18 protein-coding genes are annotated in these 16,600 nt (G+C 66.1%); 8 read left to right on the top strand and 10 right to left on the bottom strand.

Annotated features, from left to right (window positions below; all coding sequences use genetic code 11):
* Positions 1-55: 55 nt before the first annotated feature.
* Together greA and PV772_RS15565 are read right to left on the bottom strand one after the other, a co-directional pair.
* Positions 56-550, bottom strand: coding sequence for a transcription elongation factor GreA (gene greA / locus PV772_RS15570; protein WP_141161181.1), 495 nt, complete (start codon positions 548-550; stop codon positions 56-58).
* Between the two features lie 151 nt (positions 551-701).
* Entirely contained in the window at positions 702-1,160 is a 459-nt protein-coding gene (locus PV772_RS15565; RefSeq protein WP_141161180.1) for a DUF4307 domain-containing protein, read from the bottom strand.
* Between the two features lie 130 nt (positions 1,161-1,290).
* Between PV772_RS15565 and mca the strand changes: the two genes are divergently transcribed.
* Together mca and PV772_RS15555 are read left to right on the top strand one after the other, a co-directional pair.
* Positions 1,291-2,196: a mycothiol conjugate amidase Mca gene (mca, locus tag PV772_RS15560; protein WP_141161179.1), complete on the top strand. Its 906-nt coding sequence runs from the start codon at positions 1,291-1,293 to the stop codon at positions 2,194-2,196.
* 97 nt (positions 2,197-2,293) lie between these two features.
* Complete coding sequence (locus PV772_RS15555; RefSeq protein ID WP_347886705.1) at positions 2,294-2,635, top strand: hypothetical protein; 342 nt, start codon at positions 2,294-2,296, stop codon at positions 2,633-2,635.
* 28 nt (positions 2,636-2,663) lie between these two features.
* Here PV772_RS15555 and PV772_RS15550 read toward each other — a convergent pair whose 3' ends face one another.
* A complete protein-coding gene (locus PV772_RS15550) occupies positions 2,664-3,305 on the bottom strand; it encodes a hemolysin III family protein (protein ID WP_347886707.1) in 642 nt (213 codons plus the stop codon).
* Between the two features lie 250 nt (positions 3,306-3,555).
* On the opposite strand from PV772_RS15550, the gene PV772_RS15545 reads away from it, so the two are divergent.
* The gene (locus tag PV772_RS15545; RefSeq protein WP_141161648.1) at positions 3,556-4,317 is read left to right on the top strand and encodes an isoprenyl transferase; all 762 of its coding nucleotides are present in this window, start codon (positions 3,556-3,558) and stop codon (positions 4,315-4,317) included.
* A 239-nt stretch (positions 4,318-4,556) separates the two neighbouring features.
* A complete protein-coding gene (locus PV772_RS15540; protein ID WP_141161177.1) occupies positions 4,557-5,975 on the top strand; it encodes a PhoH family protein in 1,419 nt (472 codons plus the stop codon).
* A 137-nt stretch (positions 5,976-6,112) separates the two neighbouring features.
* Here PV772_RS15540 and PV772_RS15535 read toward each other — a convergent pair whose 3' ends face one another.
* Positions 6,113-6,760, bottom strand: coding sequence for a GNAT family protein (locus tag PV772_RS15535; protein ID WP_347886704.1), 648 nt, complete (start codon positions 6,758-6,760; stop codon positions 6,113-6,115).
* 42 nt (positions 6,761-6,802) lie between these two features.
* Positions 6,803-7,597, bottom strand: a complete 795-nt coding sequence (locus PV772_RS15530; RefSeq protein ID WP_347886703.1) for a hypothetical protein — start codon at positions 7,595-7,597, stop codon at positions 6,803-6,805.
* A gap of 60 nt (positions 7,598-7,657) precedes the next feature.
* Here PV772_RS15530 and PV772_RS15525 point away from each other — a divergent pair, with 60 nt between their 5' ends.
* Both PV772_RS15525 and PV772_RS15520 read left to right on the top strand, forming a co-directional pair.
* On the top strand, positions 7,658-8,203 hold the full coding sequence (locus tag PV772_RS15525; RefSeq protein WP_347886702.1) for an A24 family peptidase: 546 nt from the start codon (positions 7,658-7,660) through the stop codon (positions 8,201-8,203).
* A gap of 41 nt (positions 8,204-8,244) precedes the next feature.
* On the top strand, positions 8,245-8,715 hold the full coding sequence (locus PV772_RS15520) for an NUDIX domain-containing protein (protein ID WP_141161173.1): 471 nt from the start codon (positions 8,245-8,247) through the stop codon (positions 8,713-8,715).
* Between the two features lie 129 nt (positions 8,716-8,844).
* Here the strand turns inward: PV772_RS15520 and PV772_RS15515 are convergent, their stop codons facing one another.
* From PV772_RS15515 to PV772_RS15495, 5 genes are all read right to left on the bottom strand, one after another.
* The gene (locus PV772_RS15515; RefSeq protein WP_347886701.1) at positions 8,845-10,530 is read right to left on the bottom strand and encodes an MDR family MFS transporter; all 1,686 of its coding nucleotides are present in this window, start codon (positions 10,528-10,530) and stop codon (positions 8,845-8,847) included.
* The gene (locus tag PV772_RS15510) at positions 10,527-11,192 is read right to left on the bottom strand and encodes a TetR/AcrR family transcriptional regulator (protein WP_141181036.1); all 666 of its coding nucleotides are present in this window, start codon (positions 11,190-11,192) and stop codon (positions 10,527-10,529) included. The genes PV772_RS15515 and PV772_RS15510 overlap by 4 nt, the downstream gene beginning before the upstream one ends.
* A 139-nt stretch (positions 11,193-11,331) precedes the next feature.
* A complete protein-coding gene (locus PV772_RS15505; protein WP_109863457.1) occupies positions 11,332-12,759 on the bottom strand; it encodes a class II fumarate hydratase in 1,428 nt (475 codons plus the stop codon).
* A gap of 87 nt (positions 12,760-12,846) precedes the next feature.
* Positions 12,847-13,461, bottom strand: a complete 615-nt coding sequence (locus tag PV772_RS15500) for a carbonic anhydrase (RefSeq protein ID WP_141161170.1) — start codon at positions 13,459-13,461, stop codon at positions 12,847-12,849.
* A 10-nt stretch (positions 13,462-13,471) separates the two neighbouring features.
* Positions 13,472-14,152 carry a DUF4245 domain-containing protein gene (locus tag PV772_RS15495; RefSeq protein ID WP_141183300.1) on the bottom strand — a complete coding sequence of 227 codons (681 nt, stop codon included), beginning with the start codon at positions 14,150-14,152 and terminating at the stop codon, positions 13,472-13,474.
* 225 nt (positions 14,153-14,377) lie between these two features.
* Here PV772_RS15495 and glpX point away from each other — a divergent pair, with 225 nt between their 5' ends.
* Complete coding sequence (gene glpX / locus PV772_RS15490; RefSeq protein WP_210411426.1) at positions 14,378-15,400, top strand: class II fructose-bisphosphatase; 1,023 nt, start codon at positions 14,378-14,380, stop codon at positions 15,398-15,400.
* Positions 15,401-15,484: 84 nt separating this feature from the next.
* Positions 15,485-16,540 (top strand): peptidoglycan bridge formation glycyltransferase FemA/FemB family protein, encoded by a 1,056-nt coding sequence (locus PV772_RS15485; protein WP_307360520.1) that lies wholly within the window; start codon positions 15,485-15,487, stop codon positions 16,538-16,540.
* The last annotated feature ends 60 nt before the right edge of the window (positions 16,541-16,600 follow it).

Raw genomic sequence — 16,600 nt, 5'->3', positions numbered from 1 at the left:
GTGGGGGACGGCCGCCGCTCTCTGCAGGACCGGCTTCGTGCCGGTCCCGGCGGTATTAGCCGGCGTAGGGCTTGGCGGAGAGAATCTCCACCTTGATGTCCTTGCCGTTGGGCGCAACGTAGCTGAGGGTCTCGCCCTCCTTGTGTCCCAGGATGGCCGCACCGAGGGGAGACTTCTCGCTGAACACATCCAGGTCAGAGTCGCCCGCGATTTCGCGCGACCCCAGCAGGAACGTCTCCTCATCGCCGGCAATCCTGGCAACCACGATCATGCCGGGCTCCACGATGCCGTCATCGGCAGGCGCTTCACCCACGTGGGCGTCCCGGAGCAGTACCGTGAGCTGGCGGATGCGGGCTTCGATCTTGCCCTGCTCCTCCTTGGCCGCGTGGTAGCCCCCGTTTTCCTTGAGGTCCCCCTCTTGCCGCGCTGCTTCAATCTTCTGGACGATCTCCGCCCGGCCTGCGCCGGAAAGGTGGTCCAGCTCTGCCTTCAGGCGGTCAAAAGCTTCCTGGGTGAGCCAGGCTGCAGATGCGCTGTTGGTGGTAGACACGGACTTCTCCTCTAGTGGTCCTACATGCAAAAGACCCCGCCACGGTGGCCACTTGTGGAACAGTAACCAGCTCAGCGGGGTAAAGGTATCTCCCCATTGTAGTCAATCCTCTGGAGATAACCCAACAAGCAAGCGTCGCGCATCACATCCTTTACGACGCTCCGGCGGGAATCCAGCAGCTGTCCACCACGCCCGACACGGACGCCGACTCCGTACGCAACGTGACGCGCTGAGCCACTGTCCTGCCGCCGTCGGCCGTCCTGTCCGCTGCCGACGGCGGAATGTCCACCACCTTCCAGCCCACCACCGCGAACTTGGAGTCCAGCGCCTTCACGGCACACTTGACGGGGTTGGCCGGTTCCCTGGTGACCTGGAAGTCCACTTCCGCCAGCGTGGCATCGGTGGTGCTGTATCCGACGTCCTTGTACGTCACCCCTGACAGCGAGTTGGAAGTGGTCACCCATGCCAGGAAGCCGATTCCGACAACGAGCGCGGCGCCGATCGCAGTCCGGGCGGCTTTGGGGGAGAGCCGGCGCTTTTTAGCACCATACCGATTGGCTAGGCTAGTGTCTGCGGGCGCGGATTGGGCCGGCTGGTCCGGGGAAGTCACCAGACCAGTTTAGTGCCCTTTCCGCCGGGCTCTTCGCGGCGGCTGCGGCTGCCGCCCGGGCCAATGCACCCCGACCAACAACCATAAGCTGCCACAAGCCGCGCACAACGAATAAGGAGCCGTCCCCTCCATGACAGCGTCCAGCAACTCCCAGGTTCCGCTCCGGCTGCTCGCGGTCCACGCCCACCCGGACGACGAATCCAGCAAGGGCGCTGCGACCATGGCGATGTACGCGTCAGCCGGTGTCGACGTCCTGGTGGCAACCTGCACGGACGGGTCCCGCGGTGACATCCAAAACCCCGCCATGGAAGGCGTACCGCACCCCAAAAGGGACATGGCCGGCGCCCGGAGGCTCGAGATGCAGCAGGCCGCCGCAATCCTGGGCATTAAGCAGCGGTGGCTTGGTTTTGTTGACTCCGGCCTCCCCGAAGGGGACCCGCTTCCGCCGCTTCCCGCCGGATCCTTCGCCACGCTTCCGCTCCAGCAGGCAGCGGCGCCCCTGGTCCGACTGGTGCGGTCCTTCAAGCCCCACGTAATCCTGAGCTATGACGAGAACGGCGGCTACCCCCATCCGGACCACATCATGGCCCACCGGGTAGCCGTGGAAGCGTTCGAGGCAGCGGGCGATCCCGAACGCTACCCCGGGGCGGGGGAGGCCTGGGAGCCAAGCAAGCTCTACTACGACCGTGCCTTCAGCCCGGAAAGGTTCCGGGCGCTGCACTTTGCCCTCGAAGAGGCGGGGCTGCAGTCTCCCTATGCGGAGCGCCTGGCGGCCTGGCTGGAGTCGGATGCGGAGGGCCACACGCCACCCCCTGCCGCGCACCCCACCACCACCCAGGTGGACTGCGGCGACTTCTTTGAAATGCGCGACGACGCACTGCGCGCCCACCGCACCCAAGTGGACCCGCTGGGGTTCTTTTTTGCGGTGTCGCCGGACATGCAGCGCAGGGTCTGGCCCTGGGAGGACTATTCCCTGATCCACTCGCGGGTGCCCTCCGAGCTCCCCGAGAAGGACCTGTTCGCCGGGCTAAGATAGACACGCAGGCTATTTCTATCTTGCGTAGAAGACAGGCGCGGCGAGGGGCCGTTTCCTCCGCGACCTGCTGCATCCGTTCCACCAGAAGGTATTTACCGTGCATTCTCTGCTCTTGAGCCTGGCCACCACGCCGAGCCCGCTGCCCACTCCGACGCTCCGGGACGGAATTTCCGAGGACCAGGTGACGCCGGGCCTGCTGGGCTTCATCATGACGGCGTTCTTCGTTGTGGCCACCGCCCTGCTCATCGTGGACATGGTGCGCCGCATCCGCAGGGTCCGCTACCGCGCCCAGGTGGAGGAAGAACGCCTGGCGGCCGCTGCCGAGGCAGACATCGACGCAGCGGACGCGCAGGACGGGCTCGACGGCGGCACGCGCCAGGCAGCGCCGAAGGCCAACGGAACCGGTCCCGCCGACGGGCTTTCACGGCCCCGCGAGTAGGGAAGGCGCGGCGGCGGTTCGGGCTAATCTACGCAAGGACCGCCAGGGCAATCGCCACGAAGTGGGCCGCGAAGGCAAGCACTGTCAAGGCGTGGAACAGTTCGTGGAAGCCGAAGTGGTGGTAACTGAAATTGGGCTTCTTCAGTGCGTAGAACACAGCGCCCGTGATGTAGAGGACCCCGCCTACGCACACCAGGACGGCTGCCGGCATGCTGGCCTGGAAGAACTGCGGCAGGTAGAAGAGCGCACCGCAGCCCAGTGCGATGTAGATGGGAACGTAGAGCCAGCGCGGTGCGTCGGTCCACAGCAGCCGGAACAGGACGCCGAGGATGGCTCCGGCCCAGATGACCCAGAGCAGCACCACCGCCTGCTGCCGCTCCAGCAGGGTCCAGGCCAGCGGAGTGTAGGTTCCGGCGATCACCAGCATGATGTTGGTGTGGTCCAGCCGCTTCAGGACCAGCTTGACCCGCGGGGACCAATTGCCGCGGTGGTAGACGGCGCTGACTCCGAAGAGCAGGACGCCCGTGGCAGCGTAGATGGCAGTGGTGACCCGCCGGTCCGGGGTGGGGGCAAGGGCAACAAGGAGGAGCCCGGCGGCCAGTGCCAGCGGGGCCGTGACCGTGTGGATCCAGCCGCGCCATTTGGGTTTGATCATCAACAGTTCCGCCAGGCGGACCGCGGCGTCATCCACTGCGCTGGGCTCCGGATCCGCTCCGGCGTTCCTGTCCTCCGGCCGGGGTGCCGGGGAGGCCTGCGGAGAGTCGTTGTTCATGGCACCAGAATAACTTACGGACCGGTAAGTTACCGCAGGGTAACTTCCTGCGAACGTCTCTCGCGCCGTGCCGCCTGTCCCGGCGGACGGCTGGCGGTAGCCTAGGATGTGGATGTACGTACGGCAGGAAAGTCAGGTGAGTGGACGCGTGGAGTTGCCCGGGTTCCTCTATGGCTATTACGAGCGCCGGCTGCTTAAGGATCTGCCCCGCGACCGCATTCCCCGGCACATCGGTGTCATGGTGGACGGCAACCGGCGCTGGGCCAAGCAGTTCAATGCCCCCACCGCCCAGGGCCACCAGGCCGGTGCGGACAAGATCCACGAGTTCCTGGGCTGGTGCCAGGAGCTGGGCGTCAAAGTGGTGACGCTGTACATGCTCTCCACGGACAACATGAACCGCTCCAGCGAGGAACTGGACCTCCTCATGGGCATCATCGCCAATACCTTGGACAGGCTGGACGAAGACGCCAATATTTCGGTCCATGCCATGGGTGCCCCGGAGCTGCTGCCGGACTACCTGGCCGAGAGGCTGAACAAGCTCACCGCCAGGACCCCGGTCCGGGAAAAAATCCACGTGAACGTGGCCGTGGGGTACGGCGGGCGCCGGGAGATCGTCGACGCCGTCCGGGAACTCCTCCATGATGCCGTGGCCAAGGGCATGGACATCTCCAAGCTCGCCGATGACCTGTGCGTCGATGACATCTCACGCTTCCTCTACACGCGCGGCCAGCCGGACCCTGACCTGGTCATCAGGACATCGGGGGAGCAGCGGCTCTCGGGGTTCCTGATGTGGCAGAGCGCCTACAGCGAGTTCTACTTCTGCGAAGCCTTGTGGCCTGCCTTCCGCAAGGTCGATTTCCTCCGCGCCCTCCGGGACTACGCCGGCCGGCAGCGGCGCTTCGGCGCCTGAAACCCCCGGTTCATCACGAGTTCATAGATCCGCCGGAGAAATCGCCGTCAAATAGTTGCGGAAATGGGCCGCCGTGGATTTACGTTATATCCATCAGCAGGCAAAACCGCCGGCTGATCGGGGAGGCCAATACATGGAGCGGAACATCGCGCCGGTTGTATGGGAGGCCGGACCCGGCCTCGTGGCCGAGCCGCCTCACCAATAACAATTCCGGGCTGGCGCCCGGGGCTGGAGTCGATGTGGCTACTTCTGAACAACTGCCCGAGGTCCTTGTTGGACAGGGCGGAAAAGCTACCTCTCGCGCCGAGCGAGCCACCTCTGAGGCCGGCGCAGCAACTGATGCTGCGGCCGGTTTTGCTGTCTCCGGAAGGGAAGCCGACATCCACACCTTCGTCATTGACACCTCCGTCCTGCTCTCCGACCCGCGGGCACTCCTGCGGTTCGCCGAACATGAGGTGGTGGTCCCCGTCGTCGTCATCACCGAGCTCGAAGCCAAGCGGCACGATCCGGAACTGGGATACTTCGCCCGCAATGCCCTGCGCCTCCTGGACGACCTCCGGGTCAAGCACGGCGGCCTGAACAAGCCGCTTCCCATCGGAGACGAGGGCGGCACCCTCATGGTGGAGCTGAACCACATCTCCGCGGAGGTGCTGCCCCTGGGGTTCCGCAGCGGGGACAACGACAGCCGCATCCTTGCCGTGGCCAAGAACCTGGCCAACGAGGGGCGCAACGTCACGGTGGTCTCCAAGGACCTGCCCATGCGCGTCAAGGCCTCCGCCATGGGCCTCACGGCCGATGAGTACCGCAATGAGCTGGTCAAGGACTCCGGCTGGACCGGCGTCGCGGAAATCGACGCGGACGAACAGGAGATCGCCACCCTTTACGGCCACGAGCCCGTCTTCATCCCCGCCGCCGCCGAACTGCCCGTCAACACCGGGCTGGTGCTGCTCTCCAACCGCGGGTCCGCACTCGGCCGGGTGGGCGCGGACAAGCAGGTGCGCCTGGTCAAGGGCGACCGTGACGTCTTCGGCCTCCACGGCCGGTCCGCCGAACAGCGCCTGGCCATCGATATGCTGATGGATCCCGGCGTCGGCATCGTGTCCATCGGTGGCCGGGCCGGCACCGGCAAGTCCGCGCTGGCCCTCTGCGCGGGCCTCGAGGCCGTGCTGGAACGGCGCGAACACCGCAAGGTGATCGTCTTCCGGCCCCTCTATGCGGTGGGCGGCCAGGAGCTGGGCTACCTGCCGGGCTCGGAGTCCGAGAAGATGAACCCGTGGGCGCAGGCTGTCTTTGACACCCTCGGCGCCCTGGTCAGCCAGGAAGTGGTGGAGGAGGTCATGGACCGCGGCATGCTCGAGGTCATGCCACTCACCCACATCCGCGGACGCTCCCTCCACGATGCCTTCGTCATCGTGGACGAGGCCCAGTCCCTCGAAAAGAACGTCCTCCTCACGGTCATGAGCCGCATGGGCCAGAACTCCAAGATCGTCCTTACCCACGACGTCGCCCAGCGCGACAACCTCCGCGTGGGGCGCCACGACGGGATTGCCGCCGTCGTCGAAACCCTGAAAGGACACCCCCTCTTCGGCCACGTCACCCTCACCCGCTCCGAACGCTCGCCCATCGCAGCCCTGGTGACGGAGCTGCTGGAGGGCTGACCCCACCTAAGCAAAGGGCCGTGGCCGGGTTCGCCGGGCCACGGCCCTTCTCCGTCGCTTAGACACGACGCATGGGGGCACCTGCGGTCATTCGGCGATGCGCTCCTACGCGAAGGACTTGGGCCGGTCTCGTGCAGTCAAGTCACCTTAAGGAACCTTGCCACTGCCTCGTGGCCCTCGACCTGCAGCTCCCAGTCGGGGCGGTTGAAGGTTTCCGGGGTGAGGCGGACGTGCTGGAGTGTTTCGACTTTGGTGCCCCAGGCTCTGCGGGTGGTGCCGTTCAGTTCGTAGCCGAGGGAACGGGAGACGCCCAGGGAAGCGCTGTTCCAGGCCGCGGCTTCGGACTCGGCCACTTCGGCGCCCAGCCTGTCAAAGGCCCAGAGCACGACGGCGGCACGCATCTCCCTGCCCAGCCCGCGGCCCTGGACGGACTGCCTAAGCCACGAGCCGGTGGTGACGGTCTTCCGGACCGCAAATTCCTTGGCACCCACATCCTGACACCCGATGAACTGCCCCTCATGCCAGATGCCCAGGAGCAGCGTCCAGTCCTCCGGGGTGAACCCGCCGCGGCAGCGCCAGTACCAGCGGGCCATGTTGGGGCCAAGCTCGTCGTCGGGCAGTTCTGTCCACGGCGTGCTGAAAGGGTTCCTGGCGGCCTCGTGGATGCCGCTGCGGGCGGCGGCGACCGCCGCCGGGATGTCCTGGTCAGTGATGGGTCGGAGCTCCAGCCGGGGCGTGGCCAGCCGGAGGTCGAACAGGGGCCAGAGTGTGTTCAGCGTGGTCATCCGCGAAGCCTAGCCGACGGGCGCGGACGGAGCCTGTCACGTTCAGGCCGGTATGTCCCAGCTGATGTGCTGGCGGACATCGGTGAGGTTCATGGACTGGGCCAGGAACAGGTCATCCAGCATGTACTCGTCCACGGCGATGATCCGGATCCAGTGGCCATATCCCTCCGTTTCCGCTTCCAGCGACTGGCTGGACACACAGACGCCGGTGTCCATGTCCACGCGGAGGAGGGACTTGCCGGGCAGGCACAAGGGAGCGGCAGGATCGGCGGGACGGTACGCAGGGTTGGGAACCACCACGGCTTCAAGGACTGGCCTGCCTTCGTGGTCGGCGTACCGCGCCTCCCGGATGTCCAGCGCGTTGCTGCCGGGAAATTCGATGGGCACCGGTGCGTTGCCCGCAAGCTCCACGGGATCCAGGGCGGCCGAGAAGCGTCCGTTGCCGAAGCCGGGCTCGCCGTAGGCTGCCTCGGGGCGGCGCCGCACCAGCCCGCGGTCGTCATAGACGGGCGTGACCAGGTGCGGAGGGAGGAGCCAGGATTTGCGTGTGGCGCTTACATAGAAAACGTCGCGGGAATCGTTAATGCCCGTGGTGCTGTGGAGGATCAGCCGCTCAGGGCTTTCCAGGCGGAGCGCGCCCGGACGTCGCAGCCAGGCGCGGATGAAGGGTGCACCCGGGGCAGGGGCTGAGGCGAAGGCCTGGTCCCAGTACTCGAACCGCAGCGACTGCCACTTCCAGGGGGAGGACCGGCACAGGTTCCGGAACACAGCGACAAGGTCCGCCGGGGCGGCAGGAGAGTCCGGAGCCGGGCTGCGCCGGGAGTCCCAGGTCGACATATCCACATTTTACGCGGCAGCGCTACGGCGGGAATGGGGGGATCCAGTAGCATCCGAGGGGTGATCGGACGACTCGGTGAACTCTGGCAGCACACCCCGCTTGCCTTCTGGCTGGTTCTGGCGGCCTGCCTCTACTTCGCGGTGATGGCGGTCCGGCTGACCATCATCGACGTCCGGCACCACCTCCTGCCCAACCGGATCGTTTTTCCGTCCTATGGCGTGGCCGGGGTGCTCCTGCTGGCGGCAGCAGCCATCGCCTGGGCCAGCCCGCTTCCGGATGCGGGGGGCGGCACCGGCTTCCTTTCCACCCCGGCCGTGCGCGTGGTGGCGGGGGCAGGAATCCTGTGGCTCTTCTACTTCGTCCTCCGCTTTGTGTACCCGCCGGGCATGGGGTTCGGCGACGTCAAACTCGCAGGAGTGCTCGGCATGTACTTGGGTTACCTGAGCTGGGGGCACCTGTTCGCGGGAACCTTCCTGGCCTTCCTGCTGGGCGGCCTGTGGTCCGTGGCCCTTCTTGCAGCCCGGCGTGGGACCTTGAAATCGTCCATCCCGTTCGGGCCGTTCATGCTTGCCGGAGCCGCGGCCGCCATGCTGCTTCCCGCTTGACCGCGGGGATGCAGTCCCCGGGGGTTGGATAGGCTGGCCCCATGCCTGCCCCTGAGTATGTCCTGAAGCTGCGCAAGAAGATCGGCAACGATCCCATCTGGGTTCCCGGCGTGCGCGGCGTGGTGGTGGATGACGCCGGCAGGATCCTGCTGGCCCAGCGGGCTGACAACGGCCAGTGGGCCCTGGTCAGCGGCATGCTTGACCCCGGCGAGCAGCCGGCACGCGGGCTGGTCCGGGAGATCTTCGAGGAGACGGCCGTGGTGGCCGAGGCTGAGCGGGTGGTGTCCGTGGGCGCGGTAGGTCCGGTCACGTATCCCAATGGTGACGTCTGCGAATTCCTGGACGTGGTGTTCCTGTGCCGCTACGTCTCCGGAGAAGCCAGGGTCAATGACGACGAATCCCTGGCTGTCGGCTGGTTTACCCTTGACGACCTTCCCGAGCTGATGCCCGGGCACCTCACCAGCATCCGGCAGGCGCTGGCCCCCACAGCAGCGGTCCACTTCGAGCCGTAGCGGCGGGACTCTTAAAGAAACAGGGGCGCCGCAACCCCCAAAGATTGCGGCGACCCTGTTGGTCACTTCCCCCCGCCCAGCGTGCGCCTGGCACACAGCCAGCCGGGGCAAGCGGGGCGTTCGACGCCGTCAGCGGGCTCGGGAAACCAGCTCGCCGTCGTCGTCCTTCACAACCTCCCCGTCACCTGCGGCTTCCACGTCCCCGGCAGTGGTGCCGGGAAGCCCGGCGGCGAGCCGCTCGGCCTCCTCGCCGCCCACGGCCTCACCACGGGCCACCATACCGGCGGTGTCCGACAGCGGGATCTGCTTCAGCGTCAGGGCCAACAGCAGCGCGACGGCGATGAAGGGGAGCAGGTACCAGAACACGGGCGCCAAGGAGTCCGCATAGGCGTTTACGATGGCATCGCGCAGCTGCTCGGGGAGCTGGTTGAGTGCCTGCGGGTCCAGGGTCCGGGTGGACTGCCCGGCCTGCTCGGCGGAGGCTCCCGCCCCGGTAAAGGCGCTGGTCAGGGCCTCGGAGAGGCGGGTGGTAAAGATGGACCCGAAGACGGCCACGCCCATGGCGGCGCCCACTTCGCGGAAGTAGTTGTTGGTGCTGGTGGCGGTGCCGATTTGGTCGGCCGGTACCGAGTTCTGGACCACCAGGACCACCACCTGCATGATCAGGCCCAGGCCGGCTCCGAAAACGAACAGCTGCAGGCAGATGACCCAGATGGGGGTGCTGGCCGCAAGGGTGGTCATCCAGAGCATGGCCGCCATGGTGAAGACGGCGCCCAGGATGGGGAACATCTTGTACTTGCCGGTCTTGGAGATCCTGATGCCGGAGTAGATTGAGGTGCCCATGAGGCCGGCCATCATGGGGAGCATGAGGAGGCCGGATTCTGCAGCGGACGTGCCGGAGGACATCTGCAGGAACGTGGGGACGAACGCGATGGCGGAGAACATGCCCAGGCCCAGGGTGAAGCCGATGGCGGTGGCGTTGATGAAGATCCGGTTCCGGAACAGGCTCAACGGGATGATCGGGTCCTCGGCGCGCCGCTCCACCATGACGAACGCGGCGGCAGAAACCAGCAGGCCCGCGCCAAACGCCCAGGTGAGGGGTGAATCCCAGCCCTCGTCCTTCTTGCCGCCGAAGTCGGTGAAGAAGATCAGGCAGGTGGTGGCGGCGGAGAGCAGGACGACGCCGAGGACGTCGATCCGCTTCTCCGCTTTCTTGTTGGGCAGGGTCAGCGCAAACCAAGCGATGGCAAAGGCGGCAAGGCCAACGGGGATGTTGATGTAGAACGCCCATTCCCACGTCAGGTGGTCCACGAAAAAGCCGCCCAGCAGCGGGCCGGCCACGGCGGAGAGGCCGAAGATTGCACCGAGCGGACCCATGTACTTCCCGCGCTCCTTGGCGGGAACAATATCGGCGATGATCGCCTGCGAGAGGATCATCAGGCCGCCACCGCCCAGGCCCTGGATGGCGCGGAAGATGACGAATCCCCAGAAGTCGGTGGCCAGGGCGCAGCCCACCGACGCGAGGGTGAAGAGCGCGATGGCCACCAGGAACAGGTTGCGGCGGCCCAGGATGTCACCGAACTTGCCGTAAATCGGCATCACGATGGTGGTGGCCAGCAGGTAGGCGGTGGTGATCCACGCCTGGTGCTCCACGCCGCCGAGCTTGCCCACGATGGTGGGCATTGCCGTGGAGACGATGGTCTGGTCCAGGCTGGAGAGCAGCATTCCGGCGATCAGCGCGGAGAAGATGATCCAGATGCGTTTTTGCGTCAACAGCAGGGGTCCTGCCGGCGGCTTGGCGGTTGCGGTGCTCATTGGTTTCCTTCTGCGGCGGTGGCCGTGCTGTCGAATGGCTGGGAGAAAAGGAGGCTGGCGGCGGAAATGTTCTCCAGCAGCAGGTCCGGATAGCTGCGGGTATTGCCGTCGGAGAAGTAGGCCATGCTGCTCTTGCGGGCGATGGTGCTGAGCAGGACCACTGCCATCTGCACCACTGGGTGGTCCGGCGCCACGCCCTCACGCCTGGCGACGTCCCGGGCGAACTGGGCTTCGCGCTGTTCCGTGACCCCGATGATTTTCAGGATGAGCTGCGGCTCCTTTTTGACCACCCCGATCAGCTGCCGCGTGTCTTCCTCGGACTCCGTCATGCCCTCGGCCAGGCGGAGGGAGAGCCGGACCAGGTCGCTGAACAGGGTGGGCGAAATTTCGCCGGGGCGGGAGCCGGCGGCACCGGCCACGAATTCCTCGATGGCATCGGCCGGAACGTCGTCCTCGGCGTGGCCGATGATGGCGTCTTCCTTGGTGGGGAAGTAGTTGAAGAAGGTCCGGCGCGAAATCCCGGCCACCTCGCAGACCTCCTCCACGGTGTAGCCGTTGAGGCCTTTTGCGGAGGTCAGGGCGCGGGCGGCAGAGGTGATGGCGGTCCGGGTGGCTGTCCGCTTGCGCTCGCGCAGGCTGTCAGAAGTTGCACTATCAGTCACAAAGTACATTTTTGCACTAAAAACCATACAGTGCAAACTCGATGGCTGGCGGGCAGTTGCCTTAACGAGCGACGGCGGCCGGCGCCTTTCGTGCGAAAGGTGCCGGCCGCCGTCGGGCGTTCCCGAAGTGGTGGCGGGGTTAGGCCTTGTGGGCCGGGGCCGTCATGGTGGTGACGTCCAGTGCCTTGTCGAGGTCGGCCTCGGAGACCTTGCCGTCGCCTTCGCCGACAAAACCGAGCTGCTCGGTGGCCTGGCGGATGGTCAGGCCCTCCTTGACGGCGGTCTTGGCGATCTTGGCGGCGTTCTCATAGCCGATGTACTTGTTCAGCGGGGTGACGATCGAGGGGGAGGCTTCGGCCAGGAAGCGGGCGCGCTCCACATTCGCGGTGATGCCGTCGATCATCTTGTCTGCCATGACGCGGCTGGTGTTGGCCAGCAGGCGGATTGACTCGAGCAGGTTGGCAGCCATCACGGGAATGCCGACGTTCAGTTCGAAGGCGCCGTTGGTGCCGGACCAGGCGATGGCGGTGTCGTTGCCAATGACCTGGGCAGCGACCATGATGGACGCCTCGCAGATGACCGGGTTGACCTTGCCGGGCATGATGGAGGAGCCGGGCTGCAGGTCCGGAATCGCGATCTCGCCCAGGCCCGTGTTGGGGCCCGAACCCATCCAGCGGAGGTCGTTGTTGATCTTCATGAACGAGATGGCGATGTTGCGCAGCTGGCTGGAGGCTTCGATCAGGCCGTCGCGGTTGGCCTGTGCCTCGAAGTGGTCGCGGGCCTCGGTCAGCGGCAGTCCGGTGTCGGTGGCCAGCAACTCGATGACGCGCTCCGGGAAACCGGCGGGGGTGTTGATGCCGGTGCCCACGGCGGTGCCGCCCAGCGGAACCTCGGCGACGCGGGGGAGCGAGGCGTTGATGCGCTCGATGCCGTAGCGGACCTGTGCGGCGTAACCGCCGAACTCCTGGCCCAGGGTGACCGGGGTGGCATCCATGAGGTGGGTGCGGCCGGACTTGACCACGTCCTTGAACTCAACGGCCTTGCGCTCCAGCGACTCTGCCAGGTAGCCCAGGGCGGGGATGAGGTCGTTGATCAGGGCGGACGTGGCGGCAACGTGCACGGACGTGGGGAAGACGTCGTTGGAGGACTGCGAGGCATTGACGTGGTCGTTGGGGTGGACCACCTTGTCGCTGCCCGCGGCCTTCAGCGCACGCGTGGCCAGCTCTGCCAGGACCTCGTTGGTGTTCATGTTCGAGGACGTGCCGGAGCCGGTCTGGAAAACGTCGATCGGGAAGTCGCCGTCGTACTTGCCGGCAGCCACCTCATCGGCAGCGTCTGCAATCGCCTTGGCCAGCTCGCCGTCGAGCACACCCAGTTCAGCGTTGGCCTGGGCGGCAGCCTTCTTGACCCGTGCCAGCGCCTCGATGTGGGTGCGCTCCAGGGTCTTGCCGGAGATGGGGAAATTCTCTACTGCCCGCTGCGTCTGCGCGCGGTACAGTGCGTTCACGGGGACGCGGACCTCGCCCATCGTGTCATGTTCAATGCGGAACTCTTCAGTGGAAGTCATGGGGCTAGCTTATGGCTCCCGGGCGCCCCATCGAAAACCGTTAAGGGAGCATCGCCGGCGGCCCGCCGGGCCGCCGGCACTGAGTTCTCAGAGCTCGCCGATTCCAGAAACAAGGTCGGCGCGGCCCTCTGCCAGGCGGTAGGAGAGGCCAATGACCGCGGTGCGGCCTTCCTCGATTGCGGTGGAAATCACACGCGAGCTGTCCGCGAGGCGCTGGGACATCTGCTTGACGTTCTCCACCACCATGTCGTTGACCTCGGGCTGGTTGTTCCGCAGGGAGGTCAGGACGGAGGGGGTGATGCGTTCCACGAGGTCGCGGATGAAACCTGCCGGCATTTCGCCGGTCTCCACGGCGTCCCTGGTAGCGGTGACCGCGCCGCAGTTGTCATGCCCCAGCACCACGATCAGCGGCACCCCCAGCACGGCGACGCTGTATTCGAGCGAGCCCAGGACGGCGTCGTCGATCACCTGCCCGGCGGTCCGGACCACGAAGACGTCGCCCAGGCCGACGTCGAAAATGATCTCAGCGGCAAGCCGGGAGTCGGAGCAGCCGAAGATCACCGCGAACGGATTCTGGGTTTCCACCAGCGACGAACGCCGTGAAGCGTTCTGGTTCGGATGCGAGGACTCGCCGTTGACAAAACGTTCGTTGCCTTCGCGCAGGCGGCGCCAAGCCAGGGCAGGGGTCAGATTAGTAGCCATGCTTACCAGATTAAGGCGCGGCAGGGCTGGAAGGGGAAACTGTGACGGCCGGGCCGGCGTCCAGGGAGCCCACGACGGCGGCCGCCAGTGTGGCGAATTCGTCCAGTTGCGCTGCGCCCGAGAGGACCACGGTGCTGCCCCGGTAGTTCAGGACCATCGACTTTTCGCCCTTGCCGGTGTCCCGCAGTTCCCATTCCCGGCCGCCGGCATTCCGCGAGCCGGTAACGGGGGCGTTCTTGGTCTGCTGGAGCAGCCAGGTGGGGTTGGCCTGCGTGGTCTGCACCAATGCGATGAACGAAGTCTTGGGGGTGACGTAGCCAACCTCCCAGGTGGGAACCCCGCTGCCCGTCCCTGCTTCCCACCGGGCATAATTCGCGCGGAAGGCGTTGCCGGTATCCGGTGCAACGGGTGTGAATCCCGCCACATCAGCCGCGTTCCGTGCCACGGACGCCACGTCGATGTCCGGGCGGTAGCCCTCGCTCTTCGGCTGCGGGTTCATGAGCACAACAGGCAGGAACGCCGCGATGCTCAGCACCAAGGCAATGATCATGCCGATCACCGAAGCGTTGGCGCGCTTGGCCGCCGCCGCCGGAATGACGGGCTTCACGGGGGTGTCAGCGCTGCTGTCCGCGGCGCCTGGCCGGCCGCTGGGGCGGGCCGGGCCGGAGCTGGGACTGGTGGCTTCCTGCATGTCGTTCACCCCTCTATAGTCGCCTATCCCGGAGCTTGACTTCCATTCGGCCCCGGCCGGCGGTCCGCCCCGGCCTGCCATCCACATTGCGGGGTTGCGTCACGGGCCGCCCCCGTCGCGGCGCCGCGACTATGATCGGTAACAGAGGAATCACCGTTCTGCTGCACCGGCGGGCGGGTTCAATGATCGCCACTCGAAGAAGAGGTTCACGTGTCACCAGCGTCCATGACCCAGAAGTACTCCACGATTTCGCCGTCGCTTGCCGTGGGCCACGACGAGCCGGACCGCAACCTTGCCCTTGAACTTGTCCGCGTCACCGAAGCCGCGGCCATTGCCGGCGGCCACTGGGTTGGCTTCGGCGACAAGAACACCGCCGATGGTGCCGCCGTCGACGCCATGCGCTCCTTCCTGCAGACCGTCCACTTCAACGGCGTCGTGGTGATCGGCGAGGGCGAGAAGGACGAAGCGCCCATGCTGTTCAACGGTGAGCGCGTGGGTGACGGCACCGGCCCTGAGGTGGATGTCGCCGTCGACCCCATCGACGGAACCCGCCTGACCGCCCTGGGCATCAACAACGCACTGGCAGTACTGGCCGTTGCCGAGCGCGGCTCCATGTTCGATCCCTCCGCCGTGTTCTACATGGAAAAGCTGGTTACCGGCCCCGAGGCCGCCGACATGGTTGACCTGCGCCTGCCGGTCAAGCAGAACCTGCACCTGATTGCCAAGGCCAAGGGCGTGAAGGTCAACCAGCTCAACGTCATGATCCTCGACCGCGACCGCCACCGCCCGCTGGTGGAGGAAATCCGCGAAGCCGGTGCCCGAACCAAATTCATCATGGACGGCGACGTCGCCGGCGCCATTGCCGCGGCCCGCTCCGGAACCGGCGTTGACGCGCTGATGGGCATCGGCGGCACCCCCGAAGGCATCGTGGCGGCCTGCGCCATCAAATCCCTGGGCGGCGTCATCCAGGGGCGGCTGTGGCCCACCAGCGACGAAGAGAAGCAGAAGGCCATCGACGCCGGGCACGACCTCGAGCGGGTGCTTTCCACCAACGACCTCGTCTCCAGCGACAACTGCTACTTCGCCGCCACCGGCATCACAGACGGCGACCTGCTCAAGGGCGTCCGCTACTCCAAGGACAAGGTCCTGACCCAGTCCATCGTGATGCGTTCCAAGTCCGGCACCATCCGCTTCGTGGACGGCGAACACCAGGCCAGCAAGTGGGAAGGCTACGCCCGCAAGAACTGACCCGCGGCCCCCGCTGACCGAAAGCCCCTGGCGCACCACGCGCCGGGGGCTTTGGCGTTAAAGCCTTGGTATAGGGTTTAAGCCATGATTCCTGCTGTTGTGCCCTGTACTGACCGCGCCCTCTGGGACGAGCACGTTGACCGGTTCCAGGGGCATCCGCAGCAGCTGTGGGGCTGGGGCGAGACCAAGGCCGCGCACGGCTGGTCAGTGGACCGGGTCCTGGTCAAGGACGGCGACGAAACCATCGGCTGCGCCCAGCTCCTGGTCCGCAGGCTTCCCGTCCCCTTCCGCGCACTGGTCTACATTCCCCGGGGCCCCATGTGCTCGCCCGGCAACGCGCAGGTGGTCCTGAACCGGCTGGCAGAGCATGCCGCACTCCGCCACCGGGGCGTTGCCCTGAGCATCGAACCGGACTGGGACAAGGACTCCGCCTTTGCCGGCGCCGTTGCCGCCGCCGGTTTCCGCGAGTCCACCAATACCGTCCTCATCCCGCGCACGCTCATCCTGGACCTCACCCGGTCCGACGACGAGCTGATGGCGGAGATGTCCAAGTCCACGCGGGCCAACATCCGCAAGGCCATGCGCAGCGACGTTGAATTCCGCAAGGTCAAGAACGAAGCCGAGCTGGAGCAGGTGCTGGCCATCTACCACCAGACGGCCGAGCGGGCAGGCTTTGGCATCCACGAGGACCAGTACTACCGGGACATCTTCCGGAACCTGGGCGACTCTTCCCCGATCATCGCCGCGTTCGACGGCGAGCAGATGCTGGCCTTCACCTGGCTTTCGCGCAGCGCAGCCACTGCGTTCGAGCTCTACGGCGGCGTCTCCGCCGAAGGGCAGAAGCAGCGGGTGAACTACGGCGTGAAGTGGGCGGCACTGCAGGCCATGCGGGAAGACGGCTGCAGCCGGTACGACTTCAACGGCCTCCTGAACGACGGCATTTCCGATTTCAAGAAGCAATTCGCAAAGCACGAAAACATGCTCCTGGGAACGTGGGAAAGGCCGCTGTCGCCGTTCTACCCTGCCTACGCCAAGGCCATGCCGCTCGCCCGCAAGGGTCTCCAGCAGGCGCGCCGGTTGCTGAAAGGCGCGGCCGGGCAGGTCCGCCCATTGGTTCGAAAGTTGCGTCCGGGCAACTAGCCGCCGCAACTAACCCGGTCAAGGCAAAGGGCGACGACGGCACTCACCAGAGTGCCGTCG

This window comes from Pseudarthrobacter sp. CC12 (assembly GCF_039907755.1).
GTDB lineage: Bacteria > Actinomycetota > Actinomycetes > Actinomycetales > Micrococcaceae > Arthrobacter > Arthrobacter niigatensis.
This window is presented reverse-complemented; position numbering and strand designations above follow the sequence as displayed.